This window comes from Alicyclobacillus suci (assembly GCF_017329615.1).
Taxonomy (GTDB): domain Bacteria; phylum Bacillota; class Bacilli; order Alicyclobacillales; family Alicyclobacillaceae; genus Alicyclobacillus; species Alicyclobacillus suci.
On sequence record NZ_JAFMTW010000028.1, the window covers coordinates 1 to 25,825 of the forward strand.

Below are 25,825 nucleotides of genomic sequence, written 5' to 3' on the forward strand. Positions count from 1 at the left end.
AGCAAAGGGATACCGCAACGTCGAGAACTATATCTCTATGATTTACCTCTTACTGGGGAAGTTGTCTTTTGACTTACCCACCTAAAACAGCGAGGAGGCTGAATTCGTGGATACGGTTCAAGTAGATGAAGTGTCGGACGTGTTTCGCAAGTCAGGTATACATCGACCTGTAGATGATTATCATCGGCTTTTTAACATGATACATCATGCCAATTTGATCGCGACTGCGAGGCTAAGTGGGAGACTTATCGGGATTGCCAGAGGATTTACAGATTACGCATGGTGTTGCTACTTATCTGATTTGGCAGTGGACAAGGAATTTCAAAAAATGGGTGTTGGAACGAATTTAATCAGAAACATACAAACCCGGTTGGGCGAAGGTGTTAAATTGATATTGGTTGCCGCTCCCACAGCTGTGGAATATTATCCTCGGATTGGCTTTGAAAAAGTAGAGCAGGCGTTTCACGTTCCTAGAAAATATTAATTTCTATATTGCTTGAATTGGACCGACGCTTGGGATGAGACTCGCGGTCACGGTATCTGACGGCGCTGTGGAAATCTTCTAACACAAGACCAGTTGTCACACCCGCCGTCCACAATCCCACGAAAAACCTAGCGGGTAGTTTGTGCGTAATTCACCGACTGTCTCTTTACGTGTCTTATTGAAACGGAACCGACCGGTGTTCGAAAATAGGGCATAAATCTGTCTAATGGGGTATGACATCAGGACGTGTAACGTGTAGGCCGTGTGTCAATCACGCATATGGTAGGCATGATTTTGTGACAAATAGATACGTGGGCATCGGTGCAAGGCGGGAGTTTGCTGGATAGCCCACCTGGTACGGTAGCATCGCGATTCGATTGGCCATCTGGCAATTTGTACATTAAATTGTTGACGATATTGTAGATAATAAGTATGATAATCGTATCTTGCTGAAGTTGTGTGTTGTCAGATTATATTGTAAGCGCAATCATTTTGTGAGGGGGGATATGTGAGTGAATCAGCAGGAAGAAGACAAACCTTCATTTTTCCGCTATGAAAACGGTGTCGTATTGATGATGTTCTTTACGTTTGGGTTCGTTTTTATGGAACGGCTCAGTGTTTCCTACCTGTTCCCGTTTTTTGGCCCCGAATTAAAGATGAGCAATGCAGATCTTGGATTGCTGACATCAATATTGGCGATATGCTGGTCGCTGTCTGGTTTTGTGTTCGGGTCGCTATCTGATTTAATCGGGTCACGGAAGAAAGTGTTGTTACCGATAACGCTGGCCTTCTCTATTTTCTCTTTCATCACGGGCATTGCGAGAAGCGTTGGCTCGATGTTGCTGATTCGCGGCTTGATGGGCGTGTCGGAAGGTCCTGTACTTCCGATTGCTCAGGCCTCTGTCGTTGCGGACTCACAGCCGAAACGTCGCGGATTCAACATGGGCTTTGTGCAGAGTTCGCTGGGACTGATAGGCTCCGCGGTGGGACCACTGCTTTTGACGTACGTGGCCACAAAATACTCGTGGCATGCAGGTTTTTATCTGGCGGGTGTACCCGGGCTGGTCATGTTTTTTGTGCTTCTGTTCTGGATGCAAGACCCCAATCGGAGGATGTCGAAAGAACAATTGGCCGCGCACGAACATCGGCTTCGTCGGGAGGATTATCCGGTTGTCTTTCGGACCAGAAATGTCTGGGTAACTATGTTGATAGCTGTGTTTATGATGACTTGGCTGTTTGCGTTTACGACCTTTGCGCCGACTTTTTTAGTTGAGTACGACAAGTTCTCCGGTACCCAGATGGGCGTTATCACGGCATTCATGGGTCTTGGCACCTTTTTCTGGGGATTTGTTGGCCCTGCGATTTCCGACAAATGGGGACGCAAGCCCACACTCATTTTGTTTTCCTGTATTGCAGTCTTATCTCCGGTCTGTTTTGCCATCGTCCATGGGTCCGTCGTCACGATGTGTATCATCGGATTTTTGACTTGCGCGGGGCAGGCTTGCTTTCCTTTGTTTATGGTTGTTGTTCCGAGTGAATCTCTGTCTCCGAAATATGTAGGTACTGCAGTTGGATTGGTGCAATTGGTTGGTGAATTTATTGGGGGGACGGCAGTGCCAACTATCGGTGGAATGGCAGCTGACCACTATGGGTTGACTGCGCCGTTGTGGATTGCTGCGGGCGGATCATTGCTCAGTGCGTTCATCGCATTTGCGATTAAGGAAACTGCGCCTGCAAAAGTTGCAAAGCGATTGCAGGTTAGCGGCGTGAATACACCGCAGTTTTAGTTGCGAATGGTGTACTGATGATGGGGTCGCTAGTTATGATTTCTACGATGCAAGGGGATGATGATGTGGCAAAGGAATTGGTGTTTGATGTCGCACATTTGGGACACGTGGAACTGCTGACGCCAAAGCCTGAAGAGAGTTTACATTTCTTCACGGAAGTTTTAGGGATGGAAGAGGTGAAACGTGAAGGAGACTCGGTTTTTCTGCGGTGTTGGGGAGAATGGCAACCATATTCCATGAAACTGACAGCATCCGCACAGGCGGGTGTTGGCCATACCGCATTGCGTGCGATGAGTCCAGAGGCGCTGGAGCGGCGTGCAGCAGCGATTGCGGATCGTGGTTTGGCAGTTGGCTGGACGGATGGTGACTTCGGTCATGGCAAGACGTTTCAGTTTCATGGGCCTGATGGGCACTTGTTTGAACTGTATTATGAACAGGAGAAGTATCAAGCACCAGAACACCTAAAACCCACTCTGAAAAATCAACCTCAGAAGTTCACCGGAAAAGGGGTATCCGTGAAACATTTGGATCACATCAATTTTCTCTCCTCCAACACCGTGGCTGATGGCACGTTTATGGAAGAGCAACTAGGGTTGCGCTTGACAGAGCAAATCGTTTTGGACAATGGTTATCGTCCGGGTGTCTGGTATCGAGCGACGAATAAGTCGTATGATATCGTTTACACGCATGATGCAACCGGATCACGCGGTCGACTTCACCATCTTGCCTTCGGCGTGGATACCAACGAAGGGATCTGGCGGGCGGCGGATCTCTTTGTTGATCACAACGTGTTTATCGAGTTTGCTCCAAGTAAACACGCCATTAATCAAACCTATTTTGTCTATGTTTACGAACCGGGTGGAAATCGTATCGAGATTTGCTCAGGTGGATATTTGGTAGTTGATCCCGATTGGGAACCCATCTCCTGGTCGGAAAAGGAACGCGCTCGCGGACAGTTCTGGGGGAATAAAACCGTGGAGAGCTTCCACACCTATGGGACCCCTGTGGTCTGATGTTGTGAATGTTCCCAATCGTTCGATGGACGTTCATGAACGTCCATCGTTCAGGGAGATTAAAGCGAAGGAGAGATAGTTGTGGCAAAGCGTGAGGTTCTGCATGTAAGGGGATCGAATCATCAGAATCCGATTCCGACTGCAATTAAGATTGGAAATATGGTTTATACGTCGGCGATTATCGGCTCGGACCCGGAAACTGGGGAGATGCCGGAAACGGTGGAGGAAGAGGTCGCAAATCTCTTTCGTTATATGCGAGAGATTATGGAACTCGCCGGGGGTTCAGTCGATGACATCGCGCATTTAACGGTTCTGGTCACGGACAGAGCGTATAAAAAAATTGTCAATGTAGAGTGGCTGAAGATGTTTCCGGATGAGAATAATCGCCCTACGCGACATACGACCGTTGATGATTTAAGGGAAGGTTTGAGAGTTCAGATTGAAATGACCGCTGTGTTGTAATGAGAAAACCACGGTGCAACCATTCGCACCGTGGTTTTGTTGCGTCTAAATGCGGTTGTGCGGTACTGGAATTGTTTGGCGTGTGCGTTTTTTTCTTGATAATATGTAACCTTATTAGATTGGCGGTGTCTATATTTGGTGTAGGGGGTGAAACAGTTTGGGTAATGACCAGGAGACATTGCTGTGAAATTAAAGGATGATGTTCTGGATTGGGCATGGAACGGAAAAGGAGCGCGTGTTGAAATGAAAGCAGGCTATGCGATAATCCGTACAATGTTGGTAGCCCGAGATTGTGGTAGAGCTTACCGCTCTGACGCGCATCTGCCGGGTAGCGCGGTAGGAAATCGAACATGCATAATCGACGCGAGCAGGGCATACAAATTTCCCTGTGACGTGGGACAGTATTGAATATGTTCCACGAATTTCACGTCGATAAATTGTTTAATGAATGAACTAAAAATGGACCAACAAGATTCTCATTTCTACTCAGAAATTGAATCATCTGTGCTATCTCATGGTGAAGCTACGTATACTAGTATAAGGAGGTGCAGATTGCTTTGTTGCGCTTTTTGAAAGCGCAATCATTTTGTCTGACAATGGTTGATTGATGGGGTTTGGTGCTGCGCAATCAAGATTCGGATATGGGGGGAACGTCATGAATGGATTCAAAATGAAAGTTGCTTCTGTCGCTGTACTCGGGTTAGCGACCACCCTTACCCTGTCGGGATGCGGTACGAGTGGAAAGAGTTCAGGTGCAAACAACGCTTCAGAGTCGGGACAAGAGAATATCACCTTCTCTTGGTGGACTAGTCCACAAAGGACCGCAGAAACAAAGAAAGCGATTGCGTTGTTCGAGAAGAAATATCCTAATATTCATGTAACTATGGAGTACACTGGCTGGAGTGGGTATTGGTCTAAATTGGCCACGGAGAGCGCGGGTGGCAGTGAACCGGACGTGATGCAAATGGATGCTTCGCGATTGGCGGAGTATATCACGAAAGGGCAACTGGCCGATTTGTCGTCCAATCAGACAATTGATACATCATCCATTCCCAAAAACATTCTCCAACTCGGCGATATGAACGGGAAGCTCTACGCGATTCCAGCCGGCGTCAATGCGACGACCTGGATTTATAATCCGGCTATCCTCAAGCAGGCGGGGATTCAATTTGATCCTTCTAAAAATTACACATGGGATGACTTCGCTAAGATATGTGAAGAAATCCATCAGAAACTGCCGAACGTGTATGGTGTGGACGATGAGATCGACCAAGGGGCAGTTCTCGCTTATTACGCACAGACTCGCGGTGAGCACATGTACACGCCGGACGGAAAATTGGCCATTTCTAAACAAACGTTGACCGATTGGTTTACCTACTGGCTCGACTTGCAAAATAAAGGCGGTTGTCCACCTGCGCAGGTCAATGCGTCGTATGATCACAGTAATACGCAGGAAAGCCCCTTTATTAAGGGGGAGACGGCATTTCAATACATGTTTATCGGGGAGGAGTTGGAGTACCAGCAGGACCTAGGAAAACCGATTGAACATGCGTTGTTTCCGGACTGGGCAGATAGTGACAAACCGTATACCGTTCATCCAGCCATGTATTGGGCGATATCTTCTCATACAAAGTACCCAGACGCTGCAGCAAAATTGGTGAACTTTTTGGAAAATGACCCGCAAGTCTCCAAGATCTTTTTGAACGAACGTGGTGTAACTGTCAATCAGGACAACTTAAAAGCGGATGCGAAAGTCGGAGACGCGATGTTAAAGGAACAGGACAGCGTCATGTCGCAAGTGGAGAAGGTCGCGAGTCCCAGTTATTTAGATCCGCCGGCCGCAGGTCAAATTGGCGATTTGTTGACACAAATTGCGCAGCAGGTGACATTTAAAAAACTCACCCCAAGTCAGGCAGCAGACCAGTTCTATACTCAGGCTACGAACATGTTGGCCCAAGGCTGATTCACAGTATGATGATGGGCTATGCTGGGGCATCGTCAGTTTCTTTGCCCATCGCGGGAGGAAGCAAATATGGGGTTACCAACAGATGCTGTTGTTGCGTCCCGCCATTCGAAACGGCGTGCATCGTGGTCATCTCGTAGCGGCCTTGCTGCTTACGGTTTTTTGACGCCGTGGATGTTAGGCATGCTTTTGATGACACTAGGCGCAATGCTGTTTACGATTTATCTGGCGTTCACAAACTACGATTTGCTCAGTCAACCACGGTGGATTGGGGCACTCAACTTTCATCAGATATTGCAGGATCCAAACTTTTGGACGTCGATTCGAGTCACCTTTATTTATGTGGTCATCTCGGTGCCTGCGCGGTTGATTGCATCTTTGTTGGTCGCCACGTTGTTAAATAAAGAGGTTCGCGGAATCGGAATCTACCGCGCGCTTATTTATCTCCCATCGTTAATTGGCGGGAGTATCGGAATTTCAATTGGGTGGAAGAAACTGTTTGATGTGGCAGGACCTATCAATTCCGTTTTGAAAGCTGTCGGCTTGCATGGGCCGGTATGGCTAGGCAATCCAAGAACCGCGATTCTCGTCATCGTGTTATTGAGTGTGTGGCAATTTGGTTCTGAAATGGTGATCTTCCTGGCTGGCTTTAAACAGATTCCTGGTTATTTGTACGAGTCGGCAACGATTGACGGAGCGTCGGCCGTCCGGCAGTATTTTCACATCACGTTGCCCATGTTATCTCCGATTATCTTTTTTAACTTAGTGATGGGAACCATTTCGTCCTTTATGACCTTCACGCAGGTGTATGTTCTCACCGATGGTGGCCCCATGAACTCGACCTTATTCTATGTACTCTATCTCTACGAACAAGCTTTTCAGTATTATCACATGGGGTACGCAGCTGCATTGTCCATTATCTTGCTCATCATGATTGCCGTCTGTACAGGGTTTCTATTTTTAACAGCTAAATTTTGGGTGAAATATGACGTGTAGGATGGTGCTTTTATGGTCAAATCCAGGCCGGTTACACGGAGCGTAATCCGCCATGTCGTCTTGATTGTACTGACGTTTCTCATGATTTACCCGATTTTATGGATGTTTTTCTCATCTTTGAAACCGGACAGCGAGATCTTTTCAACGACGCAGTTGTTGCCCTCGACCTGGACATTTCAACACTACTTGGACGGTTTTAGCGGTGCTGCTGGGATGAACTTTGGACCTATGTTTTTACATTCGTTCGAAATCGCCGCAGTGGTCGTCATCGGCTCATTATTTAGTGCTTCGTTGAGTGGGTTCGCCTTTGCGAGGCTCAACTTTGCACCCAGAAAGTTTCTCTTTGGGTTCATGCTTGGCACGATGATGTTGCCCGCGCAAGTGGTGATGATTCCGCAGTACATCATGTTTCACAGAGTGGGGTTAGTGAACACGTTCGTTCCCCTGATGCTGCCGAGTTTTCTCGGAACCACGCCGTTTTTTATTTACTTGATGGTTCAGTTTATACGCGGTATCCCGAAAGATCTCGACGAGGCCGCCGTGATGGATGGATGCAGTACTTTTCGCTTATTTCGGTCGATTATTTTGCCGTTAACCAAACCTGCGTTAATCACCATCTCGATTTTCTCGTTTTATTGGACCTGGGACGATTTCTTTGGACAGTTGATATATCTGAATAACCCGCAATTGAACACGGTATCCATTGGGCTGAGTATGTTCCTTGCCAACATGGGGCAGACGCAATGGGGCGATTTGTTCGCGATGTCGATTGTCTCGGTGATTCCAGTGCTTGTCATATTTATTATCTGCCAGCGGTACTTGGTGGAAGGTATCGCGACGCAAGGATTGAAGGGTTGACCACGTGGGAAAGGGGTTTTGTTGGTGAAAAAGGTAGCTGTCATTGGAGCGGGCGCTATTTCAACCAGACACATCGAGGGGTATCTTGCATTTCCGGAGGCGTGTAAAATTGCTACTATTGTTGACATATACCTAGATAAAGCCGAGGAACGCGTTCGCGGGTATCAACTGGACGCTGTTGCATCGAATGATTACAAGTCAATCTTGGCTGATTCGTCTATTGACGTCGTATCGATTTGTACGCCCCCGTCGACGCATGCGCAACTTGCCATAGACTGCTTGATGGCTGGGAAGCACGTACTGGTCGAAAAACCGATGGCCGCATCTTTAGAAGAATGTGACGCGATGATTTTGGCTGCAGAGAAAAGCGGGAAGGTACTGTCGGTGGTGGCGCAAAACCGATTTCAGACATCCTGGATGCGGCTGAAAAAGCTTTTGCAGAAAAAAGTTGCCGGTGAGGTTTTGCATGCGCAGGTAGATTCGTTCTGGTGGCGTGGTCATCGTTATTATGATCTCTGGTGGCGCGGAACCTGGGAAAAAGAAGGTGGTGGCTGCACATTAAATCACGCGGTGCACCATATTGACGCACTGCAATGGATGATGGGGTTGCCCACTGAAGTGTCTGCGGTCATGTCGAATGTCGCACACGACAATGCAGAGGTGGAGGATATCTCGATGGCGCTCCTCCGCTTTGAGTCCGGCGCCGTTGGTCAGATTACCAGTTCGGTCGTACATCACGGACAGCAGCAGCAGTTGGCGTTTCAATGTGAGAAAGCCAAATTAGCGACGCCGTGGGATGTGTACGCGTCCGCCTCTAAAGAAAACGGTTTCCCGGAACGGGATACGCAGATGGAAGCCAAGATTCAGTTGGAATACGACAACTTGCCGGAGACGGTGTACGAGGGGCATGCTGGTCAGATTGAGAATGTGTTGTCCGCTATCGAGGGGAAGGAAGCATTATTGGTGGATGGCGAAGAAGGGCGTAAGACCCTCGAGTTGATTGTCGCTATTTATAAATCTGCCTCCACCGGGCAGACCGTGAGGCTGCCGATTGCAAATACTGATGCGTTCTACAGAAAGGAAGGTCTCATTGCTTCGGTACCACGTTTTTATCAGAAGACCAACTCCGTTGAGCGATTTGAGGATAATGAAATTACCACGCGAGGGAACGACCAGGCGTGAGCGTGCGAAGACATGGGACGAAGGCGGTAGATGGATTGGCTGATTAACTGATGAGGAGGTCGTGACACCATGCAGAAGGCGGACGGGATGAACTATGCACCCCAAGGCAAGCCGCAGCCGGTATGTCAACGGGGTGAGTTTGTCGTCGCGGCGGTTGGATTAGATCATGGACATATTTATGGCATGTGTAACGGGTTGGTCGAGGCTGGGGCGGTGATTCAATGGGTATACGATCCCGACCCCACCAAAGTCGCCCAATTCGTAAGGCAATACCCTGAGGCACGCGTTGCGACTTCGGAAGCGCAGGTGCTCGAAGATCCGGCTGTTCATCTGGTGGCAAGCGCCAAGATTCCAGCTCAGCGCGCCGATTTAGGCATTCGCGTCATGCGTCATGATAAGGATTATTTCGTCGATAAGGCCCCTTTGACGACACTGGAGCAACTGCAGCGCGTGAAAGAGACAATTGCGCGGACGGATCGAAAATACAATGTATACTATAGCGAACGCCTGCATGTGGAAAGCGCCGTGTTTGCCGGCGAGCTGATTGCCGATGGGGCCATCGGCCGCGTCGTGCAAGTATTGGGGACTGGGCCACATCGCATGAACGCGCCGAGTCGGCCCGCATGGTTTTTTGACAGGGAGCAATATGGCGGGATTCTTTGTGACATTGGAAGTCATCAAATTGAGCAATTTTTGTATTTTACGGGTGCCAAGGACGCAAGCGTGGTGGCGAGTAAAATCGCGAACTACGCGCACAAGGCGTATCCCCGGTTTGAAGATTTTGGGGATGCCACACTCGTGGCGGACAACGGTGCGACGAATTACTTTCGAGTTGATTGGTTTACGCCCGATGGCCTTCGAACTTGGGGGGATGGGCGTACCTTTATTCTTGGTACACAAGGGTATATCGAATTGCGTAAATACATTGACGTCGGGCGGGATGAGCAGGGTGATCAGGTATATCTCGTGAACCAAGAAGGCGAATACCATATCCCTGTGCACGGGAGAGTAGGGTACCCCTTCTTTGGTGCACTGATTTTAGATTGCCTGAATCGAACCGAGCAGGCAATGACTCAGGCGCATGCCCTCAAGGCCGCCGAGCTGAGCGTTCAGGCTCAAGCGCAGGCCGAAGTCATCGAACAGTAGTTTTGTTTTTCTATCACGTATCGCGATGGTGGCATGTCATGTGCCCAGCTAGTGAGGGTAACTATTTTTGGGAATTAAAGATATGCAATATGGCGGGCAAGTCCGATGGGGCTTGCCTTTGTCCGCGACGCCATTGGCAACTGGATTGGCCCATATGATTTGTCCTCATCTGCCTGAAAGTCCACGTCCTTTGGGCGTTCGGCGCAGAGGGGGCCGTGATGTTTGATATCCATTGCGCATGGCCAGGGTGTGTGCGGGACGCGATAATCCATGTTTCTGACCGCGTGGACGTTTCTTTTGCCTGAAGTTTTGGACCAGTTTCAGCATCGATTGAACTTTTTCGTCTTGCATCATTTCGAATGCCATAAAGCCCATTTTGACCAATTTGTCGACGTTCATCGCGATTCCTCCAAGGTAACTTCTGCATTGTCATGGTATGTCTAAACGTCTTCGGACGGCAGGGCTTTTACTCGATGATTGAGTTCCGGACGTTGCAGGTGGAAGCAGAGGCAACAGCTGACGGGGTTCGTTTGGGCGGAGTGAGAGGGGGTCCGGATTTTGCCATGGTGAATCGACCCGAAGTTAGGGTGAGACCCGGATGCGTGATGGCGCGATGAGACGTTGAACACTGCATGCTGAGCTCGAGGCACGTGAGATTTCTTAACGCAGGTTATTGGCGATTTTGTGTAAAATCCGTCGCAATAGTTTCATTTCCTCGGCGGAAATTCCCTGGCAGACGAGTTGGTTGAATTTTTCCATAATCGGCATGACCTCACAGCGAAGTGCTTTCCCCATCGGTGTCAAATACACTCGCAGCGCCCGTCTGTCCTCGCTAATCACCCTGTAGATAAACCCTTTTCGCTCAAGGTTGCAAATCATGCGGGTGATGTTGGTTTTATCTTTCTGAAGTTTTTCGGCGATTTCGTTTTGGTGCAAACCGTCCTTGTCCCAGAGAAGCATCATGATTAAGTTTTGCTCAGGGGCAAGGCGAAAAGGCAGCAATTTTTCCTTCACAAAGCCCGTCAGCGTTAAATCCGTGTGATGGATCAGGATACTGATGTAGTCGTCAAAGTTAATTTGCAAAAGACATCCCCTCATGGATTGGGATAACAATCTATCTGGCTACATGATAGTAAGTACTCAGGTGGGAAAATTCCGCTCTGGCGCTAGCCATTAGCGCCTTATGTCCGCATCGTGTTGGTGTACAGTATAACCCATTCACCCTGCAAATTGGAACCGGTCTACATGAACTGATGTATCGCGTCCGTCGTGTCGGGGAAATCTGTAAGCAGGAGGTTGATGTGGCGCATTAACGAAAACACTTCGTCATTGTGATCACCGTCAACGTGCCTACAGAACAGACGACTTCGGTCGTCTGTTCTTCTTTGTTTCGAGCGCACTGTGTGATGTTGATCCCGGTGACTCACTCATTTGGAATATTGCGGTAAACCACCAAAAGCAGTGAAATCTCCAGCGCGGCGTTTGACCATCGCGAGGAAATAGCAGATGGCTACGATTTAAGCCTGGATCGGGCTTTCAATTGGCCTATGTTGTGGCGGAATTGAGATTGAATCCTCCTCGATAATCTGTGACTACTTCATTTGTGACGCCGAGGCCATAAGCTTCGACCGTTGCCCGAATCGCGCGCAGTGGCCCCGCTCCGATGTCATCCGGATGTGATTCAGTAACTGGGGGAAATTACACAGGGAATGGGGTGCATTGGAGGGAGTTTTGATGGCGCGACAAGATGTGGGGCGGTCTCAAACGAAGCGTTGGTGGCATTACGTCGCAAAGACTGCGGATGTGTGGAAAACGACACTGGGTTCGGTCGTGGTGTGGGAGGTGGCTCGTCTGACGGGATCGCGCCATCCATACCTCGCCCCACTCACATTCATCCTTTGTTTGCAGGCGACGGTTGGGCAGTCGGTGCGTTATGCACTTTATCGATCCGCCGGCACCGTCATTGGCGTGTTTCTGATTGGCGCGTTTGCGAAGTGGATTCCCATTACGGCTTGGGCTTTAGGCATCGCCTTGCTGTTGACCACCGTATTGATGAAATGTTTTCGAGCGAACGCGATGCTGACGCATCAGGTCGCGCTTAGCGTTTTGTTTGTGATGTACTTTGAACAGCATTCTTCCGGCTATGCTTGGGATAGGGCGAAAGACACGTTGATTGGCGCGATTGTCGGCGTGGCGTTCGTCGTGCTGCTATTTCCACCGAGCCCGCTAAATCAAATTAGACAGGCCATGGACGCGTTGGGGCAACATTTCGTTGACGCCCTCCACCACGTTGCGGAGTATCCGGTGGATGAGCTTCGGGAAGGCGAGTTGAACCAAGTCGTGATGGCCTTACTGGATGGGATGCAGTCCGTTGCCGAATCGCTTCACACCGCGAAACAGGATGCGCCTTGGTTACTATACACGAAAAAGGTACATATTCAGCGTCTCGACGAGACGTTTTCGTTATTTCGCGAGGTCTGCGTGCATTTTGTGGTTTTTTCCGAAAGGTTTGCGGGTCCGATGTCTCCAGAACAGCGTGAGCGGTGGCGTGGGCAGCTTCGACGACTGGCGAAGCAGTTGTCCATCACACTGGGCGACAAAGCGCATGTACCTTCTTTTAACTTTGCGTCGAACTTGCCTCAACCCGATGCTCTGCATCAGGCGCTTGAGCGGCTGGTGCGGGCGTTTAGGTGCGCAAACGATGCGTGACAGGTGTTCACGTGGACGGGGAATTGGGTTTGCTATTGTCAGGTAAGTTCGCGTTCATCGTACTCATGGCCATGCGGATGGCGGATGCGATTTCTTCGTAACTCGTGCAACGGCAGATGTTTGACTCGAGCCATTCTTGGATAGTGGGTTCATCGATTGACGTATCGTGCAAAAGCATCGCGTGAGCGTTCATAATGAATCCTGGCGTGCAGTATCCACATTGAAAGGCGTAGCACTTGGCAAATGCGCGTTGAATAGGACTATGCTTAAGGCCTTCGATGGTCATGATGGTGTGGCCGGTCGCTTCTATCGCAAGCATGATGCACGATTTGTAGGGCAATTGATTGACAATCACGGTACAGGCGCCGCAGTCGCCATTTTCACAGCCTGGTTTCGCGCCGGTTAGACCGCACTGCAGGCGCAGGACGTCGAGCAGCGTGTCCGCATGGCGAATGACGAGTGTTCTGTCTTCGCCGTTGATGTGAAGCGTAACTTCGTGTTTTGTCACGTTATGCACTCCCTAATTGGTGCAAGGTTTCCTCCAATACGGTTCGTAGGACAAAACGTCGGTACTCGCGGGATGCCTCATAGTCATTGAGAATGAGCTCAGGAGGAATGATTTGAATAGCTTCTTCGATTCGCTGATGAACCGGTAAGTGCTTTTGATTTAACCAGTCTTCCATGGTGCGCGAGCGAAACGGAAACGAGCAGACACCGCTCAAGGCGATGTGGATGTTGTCCTGTAGACGGATGGCGGCGGCACTGACAATCGGGTAACCTACTTTGCCCATCTTTCGGCGCTTGACGTGAAAGAAGGGCGCACATCGATAGATTTTATCCGTCGCTATCTGCACGATGAACTCGCCTGGTTTTAATTGCATCGTTCGACGGAAAATACGGTGGATTGACTCTTCTTTGGCGCCGTTGGGGCCGGCGATGCGCACCATGCTGTCGCATACGAGCAGTGGAAGCACGGCTTCACGGTAGATGATATCTCCGCAGAGATTGCCGCCAAGCGTAATCTTGTTGCGCGCAGTTCGGTCGGCAATTTCGTTGACGGCAACTTGTAACAACGGGAAAGCGCGCGACATCATCGGGTGACTAGTGATTTGTGATAGGGTCAGGGCAGCGCCGAGAAATAGTTTTTCTTCTACGATACTGCACACTTGTGCTGCTGGAATGGGTTTGATGTCGATGACGGCATCCATTGTCAACTGATGAAGTCGGGCCAGCGTGATAATCTCCGTGCCACCGCTGTAATAGCGCGTGGACATATCACTTGTTGAGAACTGATGGTACTGGCGGATTGCCTCTGCCACGCTTTGGGCCGCTACATATTGAAAATCAATCGGAATCATGGACCATCACCTTTGTTCGTTTGCAGGCGCCAGAGCAACTCCGGGGTCATGGGCATCTGGTTCACTTCCATGCCGGTTGCATTGGACAATGCATTGGCGAGTGCGGCGGGCATGCCAATTAATCCGTGTTCGCCGATACCGCGAAGTCCCCATGGGGCCTCCAAGTCTGGCGTCTCCAAAAAGGCGACGTCATATGTTGGGTGGTCTCCGTAGCGATGAATAGGGTACACCCGAAACTGCGGATTTGTGACCGCACCGCTGTCGTCATAGACGTACCCTTCGCGGCTGGCCAGGCTCAGCCCCATGTTCATGCCACCTTTGATTTGACCAAGCGCGAGGTCGGGGTGCAGCACTTTTCCACAATCCACTACGGAGACGGCACGCCGCACGCGATACGAGTAGGTGTCTTTTTGGTATTCAATTTCCACGCCTTGTGCCGCGACAGTCCACTCTGGCCCAGGAACGCCTTTTCCCGTTGTGGGATCAAGTTTCGTCACGTGTTCAATCGTGTAGCTGCCATGACCGATGGCCATCTCACCGACTGTGTGTCCGTCTTGAAATGTAAACCCTTTGGCTAGTGCGCCAATGGGGATTTTCGCTCGGGTGTCGTGAGCATCCGCGCAATAGGCATAGCCACCAGCGATATGAATATCATCAGCTTCACACTGGAGTACGAACGACGCTGTCTTCTTGAGTTGGCGAATCGCATCTTGAGCCGCCCGAACCACGGCATTGCCCGCCAATAAGGTGCTGCGGCTGGCGACGGTTTTCCAATGTTCCGGATGCGTTTTTGTGTCGACCTCCAGAACGACGTTCACGTGGCGGATATCGATGCGAAACAGCTCTGCGACCATTTGTGCGAGCACGGTTTTCGTGCCTTGACCAATTTCCACGACACCAGATAAAACCGTGATGGTACTGTCGTCATTGACGCGAACAATCGCGCCCGAGCTGGCGTCCTGTGGTGTGCTTGATGTCTTCCAAACGCAAGCGATGCCTTTGGCAATCACCGTCTTTCCTTCTTTCACAGTGGCAGTTCCGTTCCAGTCGAGCATCTGCTTGAGGCGCACAAGACAACCTTGCACGTCACCGATGGAACTGCGCGTCAACCGCGCCTGTGTGGGTGTGGTATCCCCCGGGCCGATGGCGTTCAAGCGGCGGAGTTCGAGTGGATTGATAGATAATTTGTCCGCCAACTTCTCGATGGCCCGCTCGATGACTAACGTTTGTTCGGGATGCCCGAACCCCCGATAGGCGGTGGTTGGTGGATGGTTGGTGTACATGCAAAACCCGTCGCAGTGGACGTGATGGATGCGGTATGGTCCGGTACAATCCTGCGTGGCCGCGCGCGTCACGATGACACCTCTATCCGCATAGGCGCCACCGTCAAACCAATATGTAATATGGGCAGCCACAAACTGTCCGTCGCGCGTGGCACCCAGCCGAACCTTGGCCTCTAGTCCAATGTGACCGGGTAAACAAGTCATGACTTGCTCTCGTGTGCATCGCAATTTCACCTTCCGTCCTGACACCTTCAATGCGGCGGCCACGGCGAGTGGCTCAATATATGGACTCGATTTCCCACCGAATCCTCCGCCGACATATGGCGTATGGACGCGAACTTTTGCGGGGTGGATACCAAACGTCGCTTGCATCAGAGATGGGATGCTATACGGCGATTGGGAGGAGGTCGTGATGTCAATGTCCCCGTTTGGCGCGACTTCCGCAATGACGACGTGGGTTTCCATAGCAGCGTGGTGGGCTTGTGGAAAGGAAACCTCACATTCCACGATCTCGTCGCAGACCGCCCACATGGCTTGTGGATTTCCTTTTCGAATGGGCACGTGTGTCGCGATGTTTGTTCCAGGAATCGGATTGACCTCAGCAGAGTCGCCTACATAGGGGTTGAGATTGGGATGTAGTAGCGGTGTGTTGGAGTAGTAGGACAGCTTTGGTGATTGGATAGTGGGCAGCGGTTGGTATTGGATGTCGATGAGTTTAGTCGCCGCTTCTGCTTGTGCGAGCGAATCTGCGACGACAATGGCCACAGGTTCTCCAGCGTAGCGAACCCGGTCTATCGCGAGTACGTGCCTATCCGCAAGTGGTGAACCGGTTTTATTCGGGTAGTCCTTACCCGTTATGACCGCGCGGACCCCCTCTGCGGCGAAGGCGCGCGCCGTATCCTGAGAGAGAATGCGCGCGTGCGCGTGGGGGCTCGTCAGTAGTGCCGCATGGAGCATGGTGTTATCCGAAAAGTCGTCAGTGTATTTTGCATGTCCAGTGACTTTATCTTGCGTATCTTTGCGTCCCACGCTGTGGCCGATGACGTGTGTCGCCCGGTGGCCGCAAGCCTCCATATGGTCAGTCGCAAAAGAACAATTCTCTGTCACGGACTTCACCACCTACGGAAATGTCGAACGGTATGTGGATTCACGACAAGGAACGACTGGCTATACAACTTATGTCAGCCTTTCATTGGTCTATACCTGTTTCGGTCATACACTTGACCTTTTAGACGAATAATTCCACATCGCTGTCAAATAAATAGACGGAATGGACTAAGAAACATAGTCCATCCGGGCGGAGAAAAATATTGGTTTAGGCGATACAGTGGACTAGAAAATGATTTCAAATCGGCCGTTTACAATAGGCTGCCATTGAAGATGCATAGGGAGATGGTTTGATGAACGTGTTGGACATCCAGGCTCGCGAGATTTTGGATTCGCGCGGGTTTCCGACGTTAGAGGTGGATTTATATTTAGCTGATGGTGGGAGTGGCCGCGCATCTGTACCTTCGGGAAAGTCTACGGGTAGTAGGGAAGCGGTGGAGTGGAGAGATAAAGACTCTGAACGTTACTTTGGAAGAGGAATTCAAGGTGCCATTCGACATATTGAAGAGATGATTCTTCCTTCGGTACGGAACAAACCGTTTGAAGATCAAGCCGCTTTTGACCAGCATTTAATTCAGCTTGATGGCAGCTCGGATAAGCATCGTTTGGGAGCAAATGCGATTTTAGGATGCTCTATTGCATTCGCTCGCGCAGCGGCAGATGCCAAACATGTCACTTTGGTTGAGTCTTTATCGAGTGCGTTTGGCGCTGCCAGTTTGCGATTCCCGATTCCAATGATGAACGTGATTAATGGCGGAAAACATGCCGACTCGGGTATTTCGACGCAGGAATTTATGTTAGTGCCCCACGGTTGTTCTGATGTGTCCGAGGCAATTCGAATGGGTGCGCAGACGTATCAAACGCTGCGGGACATATTGGAACTTAAAGGATATCGTGTGGCTGTAGGGGATGAGGGTGGGTTCGCACCGCAACTGCGCTCTACAGTGGAAGCGTTAGAGCTTTTAACCATGGCAATTGAACGTGCAGGATTTGTTCCAGGTACGCATGTTTCTCTGGCGGTGGATTTTGCGGCGAATGATTTTTATCATAATGGCAGGTATGAATTTGAGGGGAATTCTTGGACTTCCAGTGAGATGACAGAGTATTGTCTTGAGATTGTTCGGCGATTCCCAATTGTATCTATTGAGGATGGGTTAGCAGAGGACGATTGGGAAGGATGGGGAGCGCATACTTCACGCTTGACTGGGAGTGGGGTTCAATGTGTTGGTGATGATATTTTTGTGACGAATTCCGAAATTTTTCGCAAAGGCATTGACCAAGGGATTGCCAATGCCATTCTGATTAAGCCGAATCAGATTGGCACAGTTACCGAAACATTTGACACCATGCACTTAGCGGCTCAAGCTCACTATGGTACCATTGTGTCTCATCGCTCCGGTGAAACAGATGATTCGTTTATTGCTGATTTTGCCTTGGCGACAGCTTCTGGTCAAATGAAAGCGGGCTCCCCGGCTCGGGGTGAACGGGTAGCGAAATATAATCAATTGCTGCGCTTACTAGAAAAATTTCCTCACGTACCTTTGGCGAGTGATATTTACCGTAGGTGATAACAGTTTGAGTGTAGATAGGTTTGGATACGATTCGTGCGGGGAGGGAAAGTGGATGTCACAGGGGGTATTATTAACCATTCGTTTATACGAGAGTGATCGGAAAAAGTGGTATTCCCGTATTGCATACGAAGAAATTGTGCGCCACTTGTGGGCTGCTGGCGCACCTGGAGTTACCGTCTTTCGCGATGTGGAAGGTCTAGATGCACGCGGTCATATAGAGACGGTATATAACGATTACGTCACAACTATTCCAATCACGATGGAAGTTTACGGCACGCCGGAAGAAATTGATGGCGTATGTAAGCTGGTCTCGTCTGAGTTGTTTCAATCATCGCGATTGTTTGTGAATCGTGATGTTAGAGATTTGAAACAGAAGGAATCGATGGAGGAATTGCGAATGACAAGCGGGTACGTTTTGAAGGTGTACATGAAGGAAGAGGATCACTATCACCACACGCCGCTTTATCATGCTCTTCTTGAAACGTTAAAAAAACAAAACGTGATGTGGGTGGATGTCCAACATGCTTTGGAAGGATTTGGGGCAGACCATGTGATTCGCAAAACGTCATTACTGTCCTTTTCAGAACATGCTCCAATCGTACTGGAAGCTGCTTTGAACGGTGATGTTGCTGGCGATGTGTTAGAACAGATTAAACCGTTGTTGGCCTATGCTTCAGGTCCGGCGATTTTGCTAAATGGAGAAATTCTGTCTCCTGATGTGCAGTCGTGCGTGGATGATTCGGATAAATAAAACGAACGCGTAGCTGAAAACTGAAATTACGGGATTGCATTTACGGGCCTATTCGCTTATGATTCAAAAATGTAAACAATAGGCGATGGAGCTCGCCATAACCGCCCTACGGGGATAATGGCTCCTGCGGATAATTTTCTTATTCGCAGGAGCCATTTTTGTTTGGAGGTGTTTCTAGTTGGGGTTGCAGAGGACTGGCACCTACGCGAATGCCCATGATGTGGTTTTTGACTATTTGTCTCGGATTGGGGAAGTTGACTTATTGCGTGCTGAGGATGAAATTCGGTTGTCGCGTTTGGCTCAATCCGGCGAGCGAAGCGCGATGAATCAATTAATTGAGTCCAATTTGCGGCTGGTGGTCTCGATTGCCAAGCGGTACCAAGGACGTGGTTTGGAATTAGAAGATTTGATTCAGGAAGGGAATTTGGGACTCATGAAAGCGGCGGAGAAGTTTAATCCGGACGCTGGTTATCGATTTAGCACTTATGCGACATGGTGGATTCGACAAGCCATCATTCGAGCGATTGCCGATAAGTCTCGGACTGTCCGTCTCCCAGTTCATAGTTTTGAAGATTTACTGAGAATAGGAAATATCTGGTCTTCAAAATTTGCTGAAACCGGGCAGTCTCCAACGATTGAGTACTTAGCTGCTTCATTACAGAAAAGTGCTGAGTACGTAGAATTGCTCTTGCAATGGATTTCCGAGCCAATGTCCTTGGAGATGACCATTGGGGAGGATGGGAACACGCAACTAAAGGCAACGATTCCGGATGATACATCCACAGATATCCACCATCATATCGTCTTTGAGGATTTGAAGAATGAACTAAATGTGCTATTGAAACACCTGACAGATAGGGAAGCCAAAGTCTTGCGTCTTCGATACGGATTAGATGGTTTGGAGCCGATGACCCTTGAGGAGATTGGAAAGGGCATGGGTGTGACGAGAGAGCGGATTCGTCAAATCCAACTGGAAGCCCTAGAGAAATTGCGTGAGCTAGACCATACTGCACTGAAGGAGATTGTATTGGCCCAGTAGTTGTACTTTACAATAGTGTTTGTGCGATGATGAGAGCATTGTGCTATTTCAGTGACTAGGTGGTGTGGAATGTGAGTGTAGTTAGTATTGTTTTACTAGTGGTAATATTGCTGATTTTTGTTGGCGTTCCATTGGGTGGCCTCGTTTATCTATTTATTTTGTCGAGAAAACCGCAGCATTCGGTTGTGCGGGCACATCCCTATTTAGGATGGGCTCGTTATGTACTTGAAAAGCTTGGTCCAGAGTTCCGTCAGTATTGGTTTGATAGTGACACAGAAAGTAGGCCATTTTCGAGAAGTGATTTTCTATCTGTCGTCTTTGCAAGCAAATATCGGACAGATTTAATTAGCTTTGGTGGCAAACGAAATTACGACGAATCAGGTTTTTATTTGTCCAACAGTTTATTTCCCAAGCTGACCGACGAGTTGACCGCAGACAATACGGAGCGCGCCAAGGGACGGAAGTATCAAATTGTTCACGAAGGACTTTTTACACGGCATGAAAAAGTGATTGAAGATGAAGTTAAACGGTGGCTGTATCAGAAAGAGGATGCTATCGTCATTGGCGAGCATCTTGAGCATCCTTGGGTATTACGAGGAATGTTCGGGATATCCGCAACGTCGTATGGCGCCGTTGGCGAACATTATATCCAGTCAACTGGTTCTGGCGCCTATATGGCGGGCGGATCTTGGATGAATACTGGCGAAGGCGGTGTTGCGCCCGAACATTTGATGACGGGTGTCGATGTGGTGGCACAGATTGGGCCCGGATTGTTCGGATTTCGCGATGAGGATGGGAATTTTTCGATTGAGGAATTCAAGCGCAAAGCCGCTGAAAAAAATATTAAGGCATTTGAACTGAAATTTCATCAAGGTGCGAAGATCCGCGGAGGTCATCTTGAGGGTACGAAAGTCAATGAGAAAATTGCAAGTATCCGCAAGGTGCCGATTGGAAAGACTGTCAATTCTCCCAATCGGTTTTCATTTTTAAAAAATGAAGAGGATGCGCTCAGATTTGTGAATCAACTGCAGGTCATCGGGCAGAAGCCCGTCGGTATCAAGTTGGTCGTCGGCGACGGAAAGCAGTTGGAGGCATTTTTTGAAACGATGCTTCGCCTGGATATGTATCCAGATTTTCTAACAGTGGATGGGAGCGAAGGGGGATCTGGCGCAACGTTTAAAGCCATGGCGGATGGCATGGGGCTGCCTCTCTTTAGTGCGTTGTTAATTTTGGATGACACGGCCCGTCGGTTTGGTGTTCGTGATCGGATAAAGATTTTTGCTTCTGGCAAGTTAATCACTCCGGATAAGGTGGCCATTGCACTTGCGTTGGGGGCGGATTGTGTCAATTCGGCACGTGGTTTCATGATGGCAAATGGATGCATTATGGCGATGCAGTGCCATACGGGAAAGTGTCCAACGGGTGTGACGACAACAGACCCCAAGTATCAATCCGCATTAGTGCCCGACGAAAAGAAATGGCGCGTGATGAACTATCTTGTACAAGTGCGGGAGGGCGTTTTTGCCTTGGCTGCGGCATGCGGACTAAGCAGTCCACGTGCGTTTTCGCGTGAACACGTCGTCTTTAAAAATGAATTCGGGCGCGCGGTTCGGGTTTCAGAATTGTTCCCTTATCCAAAAGTTGAGTATCCGCATGGTAAAAGCCACACAGACGGAGAGGGAGCAATCTTATGACACACAAACATTGGGAATTTGATTCAATCTGTCCGAAGTGTGGCCATAGTACACGGGTTTCAGCCCCGCTTGGGGAATTGGTGGTACGCGTGCATTGTGATCACTGTGCGCATGGATATGAGTACACGCATGTGATTCGGGAACACGAAGAGGTAGAAGACACGGATGATGAGGTGTAAAGTATGTCGCTTTGCGTACGTGCACCACATTTACTGGGTGGATATTGATTGAATTCCGACAGCGAGGGAGATGGGAACATAGAGCGGTGGGTGGACATGAATTTTTGGTGTCCACCCCTGTCGGACAAAATTCTGACGCGTTTAACGCACAAGCTGATTTACGCCGACGCCGATGAGGATGCCTCCTGCAATCAACGCAGAATATTTGCCTAGAAATTTTGATAGTACACCTAATCCGACCATGTGCCCTATCCAAAGCATGATGTATCCCCAGACTGTAATACTAACGGCGACAGCCCAGAACGCAGGCGTGTTTGAAATGGATGACCCGAACCCAATCACAATATTGTCTAGGGACATGGCAAGGCCGAGTAAAAACGCCTGGCGCAGCCCTAGTGAAGCCACTTTGATTTTCGCCTTATTTTTCGAAATATGTGGGTGAAGATAGGCTGCGTACCAAAAGAACAAACCGATTCCCGACAGCGCAATACAGGTAATCCAATTGGCTTCGGATGCGGATAAAAACTGGGCAATTGTATTTCCTGCGTACGCTCCGACGAGTGCGATGAGGCCGCCTATCAAATTGATGAGACCGTTGACCCAGTGAGGCATTCGAACCTTATCCGCTCCATAGGCCATTCCAATCCCAGTGTTGTCAAAATTGGATCCGACCCCAACCAAGTTTAGCGCGATAAATGTGTTCCAAGTCATTCGTTTCATCCCCCTATGGAAGGCTGAATGACAATCGTCCGCTACGACATTATTTTGTATTTCCGTCAATCCATATGGTACGACGGAACTGGACAGTTGGAACTGGACAAAGGGACCGCCTCATAGTCCAACAATCATGCTTCATTTATGGGTGAATTTATTTTGTCTTCAGACCGGAACGCTTGGTGTTCCGGATATATATACCGAGTGAAATACCTACAAATAAAATTGCGGCGGCAAAAGACGCGTGTGTGAGATAGGATGAACTCAAGGGGAAGTGCGGTTGAATCAAGGGGTCTTTCAATAGGACCTGAATAGCCGTCTGGACCATCACGCCAGCGGCGATAATTTGTACCCATGGCATTTCGCTAAATACTTTCGTAATGGTGGGTAGTAGGAGCAATAAGGGGACAATACTGAAGAATACGCCAATGGCTACGCAGAACACGTTGTTGGTTACAGCAAAGATGGATATCAGGTTGTCAAAACTTGCGGCGAAGTCAGTGAGAACGATGAGACAAAGTAGTTTGAGTAAATTTGTATCGAACTTCCCTGACGCAAAATTTTTCGTACCATGGTGCCTTTGTTTGTTGACTTTGGCAGTGCGCAGAGCGAGCAAAAACAGAATACTTCCTAACACGAGTTGAATTCCAGAAAGACGCGAGATTGGTCGAATAGCAAGCACAAGCAGGGCTCGAGTTATAGTCAATAATATCGCAGAACATATGGTGAGCGTCCAATACCGGGTTTTATGATTTTTGAAAATTCCTGCGAGTACAATTGCGTTGTCGAGTGCTGTTACAAAGTTGAGAATGAAAACCTGAATAATGGAATGAACCAAGTGTGCTCCTCCTCTTTTACACGCAAAAAGACTCCTGCCGCTTGCACTTGCAAGGACAGGAGTCATTGGCCTTTCGGCGGTTTGGGCAAAATCCCTAGCGGACTCCACCGCTATTGTTGCTAGATTGTCCATACGATATATACAGGGATTTCTCAATTTTTATGCCTGAATATCGGTGGTTTCTGTATGCAAATGGCCACTTTGCAATCATTCAGTCGATAACGAGTGGCGCGAATCTGCATCATGAAGGCATCATTTGTTTGAGCATCGTCCGCCTTGAGTCGCCTAAATCAATGCGATTTCAAAAAACTAGGCGGCTGACATTCAATTGGACACCTCACTTGACGTACTGTGTAGTGAGTTTTAACAAGAGGAGGAGATATGAATGTACGGTGTATTTGGTGGTTATACTCGCTGGGCAGTCGTGTTTCTGATCATCTTTGTGCTGTTCTTCCTGTTGGTTCCTGCCTATGGTGCAACGACCACATGCTAAAACACTATCCCTGTCATTTGGAGAGGGTATTTGAGGATACCCTCTCCAAATGCAGACGGACAAGCATTGGGCAGTTTGCGTACACGTCTCGATGCTCTGGGTGAACACTAGGGCCGGATTGGCGTGGACTCACACGAAACGAGTGTGTTCGCATACGATGGAAAATGATCGGAATACGGGTTTTCTAAAATACCGGAAAGGGGAAGCGTATGGAGTCGAAGGCGCTAAAAACATTTCGTCGAAAAATGGCCAATCCGCTTCACTGGCGTAAAGCGAACCAGATCTTCCTCAAGTACAGCCGCGATGACTTGAAAAATGTCACTCGCACGATGGGATTCATTGATGTGCTTGCGTCCGAGTTAGGCGTCACATTGAATGACTCCGAGCGAAAACAAGCCGCACAGTGGCTTGTAGATCAGGATATTGACCCAAAGAGTAAACGCGATAGAATGATGATTTGGCGCAAGGCCAAGTAGCACGGTCGTCCGTTTCCGTGTGACGTGCGTCAAATGTCGAAGGTGGACACATGGATGTGTTCACTTTTTTAATGTAGGGACGTTTGGTTGAATCCACAGGTTTACATATGCCATCAAGATTCGCAGGTGGTACCACAACGAGGGTGCCACCTGTTTAAAATTTTTTGCTACGTTTATTTTGTGTAGCTGCCTATGTTCATCAAGATGCGGCGCGACATTTTGCACAATACCCGTACACTTCAAAGCGATGGTTGATGACCTGAAAATCTTTTACGAGCCCATTTAAATTGTTCATGGGGCATTCATCAATTGCAAATGTTGCGCCACAATTCACGCACACTAAATGGTGATGGTGCTCCTCGTGACACATCAGACGGTATTTCGCCGCGTCATCGCTGAATTCCATATGCTCAATGACATTATGTTCGAGCAGTGTAGCTAGCGTGCGATATATGGTGTCGTAACTGATATTCGGATAGGTCTTGCGAACGTGTTCGTATACTTCTTTGGCAGATAAGTATTTATCTTTATTTATTACGAAAAAATCGACTGTTTCTTGTCGTTTTCCGGTGAATTTGAGACCCGCCCGCTTGAGTCTGCGTAAAATGGCGTCGGTGGTGGTTTCCATCCCATTGTCTCCCTTCAGGAAAAACTTCATCAAAGAACCTCATTGAACTTCATTGCCGTAACCTGACGTATCTCATATCATTATCTCGCACAGGCGAGAGATTGACAAACGCAAAAAATGGGGAGATGCGGTTATTTCGTTGGTTGAATGCTATACCATTCGCTGTTTCATGCCTTGAATGTAGAGGATACCTTTATAGCGAAAGACGTCGGTGCCCTTTTCACTGAGCCAATGAAACACCCAGTCATCCACTTTATCTAGAGCGAGTGGCCGTGTTTCTCGCAATACGATAGAGCTGACCGAATCATCGTGTTCATGTGCTTCTTCTTTTAGAAACTCCGGATCAATTTCCAACTTTTTCTCAATATCAAATGCGCGGACATCGAGAATTTTTTCTACGTCAATCTTAGACTTTTGAGTGGAATAAATTTTTGCATGAGGATTCATAGCGCGCAATCGACGCTTGAGTATACCTATTTCCTGTGGACTGACCAAGTCTACTTTGTTCAGCAACAGAAGATCAGCGAAAGCTACCTGTTCCTGCGCCTCGTGTGTTTCATCCAGATGCTGTCGAGCGTGTTTGGCGTCGACGACCGTGACGACGGCATCTAAATCAAATGATTGGTAAATGGTTGGTTCTGCGAAAAATGTTTGGATGACAGGCATCGCGCCATAGTCGTTCAGCATCAATACCATATGTTGCGTGCAATGTGCGGATGAGTTGACTCTTTCTCATGACGGACATTCCTCATCGCGTTGAGTTGTTACCTCAACAAAGTGTCGTAACATGAACAAGTGACTGAGTTGCGAAGGTGGCATGTTCCCCGTCAGGTAGGTGCGGACAAGTTCTCTTCCCAGTTCGGGTGTCACGTTGCGATACCAATGTCCGTCGGGATAGACAATGGTGACACATGCATCGTCGCAGCGTCCGTTGCAGCGCGTTCTGGTTGTGTGAATTTGATCCCCGGCATCGTGTCTGGTGATTTCATCTCGGATTGCTCGCGTCACCTCCTCACCCTGGTTGCGCATACAGGTTCCACCATTACAGATGAAAAAGTGATATTCCACTGTGCTTAAATCTCGAGTGGACATAT

25 protein-coding genes and 1 riboswitch are annotated in these 25,825 nt (G+C 48.9%); of the genes, 15 read left to right on the top strand and 10 right to left on the bottom strand.

Annotation, left to right across the window (positions count from 1 at the left end; all coding sequences use genetic code 11):
* Positions 1-106 precede the first annotated feature (106 nt).
* The 9 genes from J3482_RS13245 to J3482_RS13285 all read left to right on the top strand — a co-directional run bounded on the left by J3482_RS13245 (position 107) and on the right by J3482_RS13285 (position 9,891).
* Positions 107-484 carry a GNAT family N-acetyltransferase gene (locus J3482_RS13245; protein WP_328702702.1) on the top strand — a complete coding sequence of 126 codons (378 nt, stop codon included), beginning with the start codon at positions 107-109 and terminating at the stop codon, positions 482-484.
* A 512-nt stretch (positions 485-996) separates the two neighbouring features.
* The gene (locus tag J3482_RS13250) at positions 997-2,271 is read left to right on the top strand and encodes an MFS transporter (RefSeq protein ID WP_328702281.1); all 1,275 of its coding nucleotides are present in this window, start codon (positions 997-999) and stop codon (positions 2,269-2,271) included.
* Between the two features lie 35 nt (positions 2,272-2,306).
* Entirely contained in the window at positions 2,307-3,284 is a 978-nt protein-coding gene (locus tag J3482_RS13255; protein ID WP_236018231.1) for a catechol 2,3-dioxygenase, read from the top strand.
* An 81-nt stretch (positions 3,285-3,365) separates the two neighbouring features.
* Positions 3,366-3,746: a RidA family protein gene (locus J3482_RS13260; protein WP_206918134.1), complete on the top strand. Its 381-nt coding sequence runs from the start codon at positions 3,366-3,368 to the stop codon at positions 3,744-3,746.
* 655 nt (positions 3,747-4,401) lie between these two features.
* A complete protein-coding gene (locus J3482_RS13265; RefSeq protein WP_206918137.1) occupies positions 4,402-5,709 on the top strand; it encodes an ABC transporter substrate-binding protein in 1,308 nt (435 codons plus the stop codon).
* 69 nt (positions 5,710-5,778) lie between these two features.
* Entirely contained in the window at positions 5,779-6,705 is a 927-nt protein-coding gene (locus tag J3482_RS13270; protein WP_206922525.1) for a carbohydrate ABC transporter permease, read from the top strand.
* A gap of 12 nt (positions 6,706-6,717) precedes the next feature.
* Entirely contained in the window at positions 6,718-7,563 is an 846-nt protein-coding gene (locus tag J3482_RS13275) for a carbohydrate ABC transporter permease (RefSeq protein WP_206918139.1), read from the top strand.
* Positions 7,564-7,587: 24 nt separating this feature from the next.
* Positions 7,588-8,745, top strand: a complete 1,158-nt coding sequence (locus J3482_RS13280) for a Gfo/Idh/MocA family protein (RefSeq protein WP_206918140.1) — start codon at positions 7,588-7,590, stop codon at positions 8,743-8,745.
* Positions 8,746-8,814: 69 nt separating this feature from the next.
* Complete coding sequence (locus tag J3482_RS13285; RefSeq protein WP_206922526.1) at positions 8,815-9,891, top strand: Gfo/Idh/MocA family protein; 1,077 nt, start codon at positions 8,815-8,817, stop codon at positions 9,889-9,891.
* 165 nt (positions 9,892-10,056) lie between these two features.
* Here J3482_RS13285 and J3482_RS13290 read toward each other — a convergent pair whose 3' ends face one another.
* Positions 10,057-10,290: a hypothetical protein gene (locus tag J3482_RS13290; RefSeq protein WP_206922527.1), complete on the bottom strand. Its 234-nt coding sequence runs from the start codon at positions 10,288-10,290 to the stop codon at positions 10,057-10,059.
* Positions 10,291-10,551: 261 nt separating this feature from the next.
* Entirely contained in the window at positions 10,552-10,974 is a 423-nt protein-coding gene (locus J3482_RS13295; protein WP_206922528.1) for a MarR family winged helix-turn-helix transcriptional regulator, read from the bottom strand.
* A 651-nt stretch (positions 10,975-11,625) separates the two neighbouring features.
* On the opposite strand from J3482_RS13295, the gene J3482_RS13300 reads away from it, so the two are divergent.
* Entirely contained in the window at positions 11,626-12,600 is a 975-nt protein-coding gene (locus J3482_RS13300; RefSeq protein WP_206922529.1) for an FUSC family protein, read from the top strand.
* A 7-nt stretch (positions 12,601-12,607) separates the two neighbouring features.
* Here the strand turns inward: J3482_RS13300 and J3482_RS13305 are convergent, their stop codons facing one another.
* Genes J3482_RS13305 through J3482_RS13315 form a run of 3 tightly spaced genes read right to left on the bottom strand, consistent with a single transcriptional unit; the run spans position 12,608 to position 16,315 of the window.
* Complete coding sequence (locus tag J3482_RS13305; protein WP_206918145.1) at positions 12,608-13,117, bottom strand: (2Fe-2S)-binding protein; 510 nt, start codon at positions 13,115-13,117, stop codon at positions 12,608-12,610.
* Positions 13,110-13,958, bottom strand: coding sequence for an FAD binding domain-containing protein (locus tag J3482_RS13310; RefSeq protein ID WP_206918146.1), 849 nt, complete (start codon positions 13,956-13,958; stop codon positions 13,110-13,112). The genes J3482_RS13305 and J3482_RS13310 overlap by 8 nt, the downstream gene beginning before the upstream one ends.
* Positions 13,955-16,315, bottom strand: coding sequence for a xanthine dehydrogenase family protein molybdopterin-binding subunit (locus tag J3482_RS13315; RefSeq protein ID WP_206922555.1), 2,361 nt, complete (start codon positions 16,313-16,315; stop codon positions 13,955-13,957). The genes J3482_RS13310 and J3482_RS13315 overlap by 4 nt, the downstream gene beginning before the upstream one ends.
* 326 nt (positions 16,316-16,641) lie before the next feature.
* Between J3482_RS13315 and eno the strand changes: the two genes are divergently transcribed.
* From eno to J3482_RS13335, 4 genes are all read left to right on the top strand, one after another.
* The gene (gene eno / locus J3482_RS13320) at positions 16,642-17,916 is read left to right on the top strand and encodes a phosphopyruvate hydratase (RefSeq protein ID WP_236018232.1); all 1,275 of its coding nucleotides are present in this window, start codon (positions 16,642-16,644) and stop codon (positions 17,914-17,916) included.
* A gap of 55 nt (positions 17,917-17,971) precedes the next feature.
* Positions 17,972-18,670, top strand: a complete 699-nt coding sequence (locus J3482_RS13325; RefSeq protein ID WP_206922531.1) for a DUF190 domain-containing protein — start codon at positions 17,972-17,974, stop codon at positions 18,668-18,670.
* A gap of 72 nt (positions 18,671-18,742) precedes the next feature.
* Positions 18,743-18,804, top strand: a riboswitch (Fluoride riboswitch).
* 44 nt (positions 18,805-18,848) lie between these two features.
* Entirely contained in the window at positions 18,849-19,709 is an 861-nt protein-coding gene (locus tag J3482_RS13330; protein ID WP_206918163.1) for a sigma-70 family RNA polymerase sigma factor, read from the top strand.
* 71 nt (positions 19,710-19,780) lie between these two features.
* Positions 19,781-21,403 (top strand): glutamate synthase-related protein, encoded by a 1,623-nt coding sequence (locus J3482_RS13335; RefSeq protein ID WP_328702282.1) that lies wholly within the window; start codon positions 19,781-19,783, stop codon positions 21,401-21,403.
* 320 nt (positions 21,404-21,723) lie between these two features.
* Here J3482_RS13335 and J3482_RS13340 read toward each other — a convergent pair whose 3' ends face one another.
* On the bottom strand, positions 21,724-22,293 hold the full coding sequence (locus J3482_RS13340; RefSeq protein WP_206918170.1) for a manganese efflux pump MntP: 570 nt from the start codon (positions 22,291-22,293) through the stop codon (positions 21,724-21,726).
* Between the two features lie 157 nt (positions 22,294-22,450).
* Entirely contained in the window at positions 22,451-23,134 is a 684-nt protein-coding gene (locus J3482_RS13345; protein WP_206922532.1) for a TerC family protein, read from the bottom strand.
* Between the two features lie 702 nt (positions 23,135-23,836).
* On the opposite strand from J3482_RS13345, the gene J3482_RS13350 reads away from it, so the two are divergent.
* Positions 23,837-24,103, top strand: coding sequence for a hypothetical protein (locus J3482_RS13350; protein ID WP_206918179.1), 267 nt, complete (start codon positions 23,837-23,839; stop codon positions 24,101-24,103).
* A gap of 199 nt (positions 24,104-24,302) precedes the next feature.
* Here the strand turns inward: J3482_RS13350 and J3482_RS13355 are convergent, their stop codons facing one another.
* The 3 genes from J3482_RS13355 to J3482_RS13365 all read right to left on the bottom strand — a co-directional run bounded on the left by J3482_RS13355 (position 24,303) and on the right by J3482_RS13365 (position 25,823).
* Complete coding sequence (locus tag J3482_RS13355) at positions 24,303-24,761, bottom strand: Fur family transcriptional regulator (RefSeq protein ID WP_236018233.1); 459 nt, start codon at positions 24,759-24,761, stop codon at positions 24,303-24,305.
* Positions 24,762-24,881: 120 nt separating this feature from the next.
* Positions 24,882-25,418, bottom strand: coding sequence for a CobW family GTP-binding protein (locus tag J3482_RS13360; RefSeq protein WP_236018234.1), 537 nt, complete (start codon positions 25,416-25,418; stop codon positions 24,882-24,884).
* 45 nt (positions 25,419-25,463) lie between these two features.
* On the bottom strand, positions 25,464-25,823 hold the full coding sequence (locus tag J3482_RS13365; protein ID WP_206922534.1) for a (2Fe-2S) ferredoxin domain-containing protein: 360 nt from the start codon (positions 25,821-25,823) through the stop codon (positions 25,464-25,466).
* Positions 25,824-25,825 lie beyond the last annotated feature (2 nt).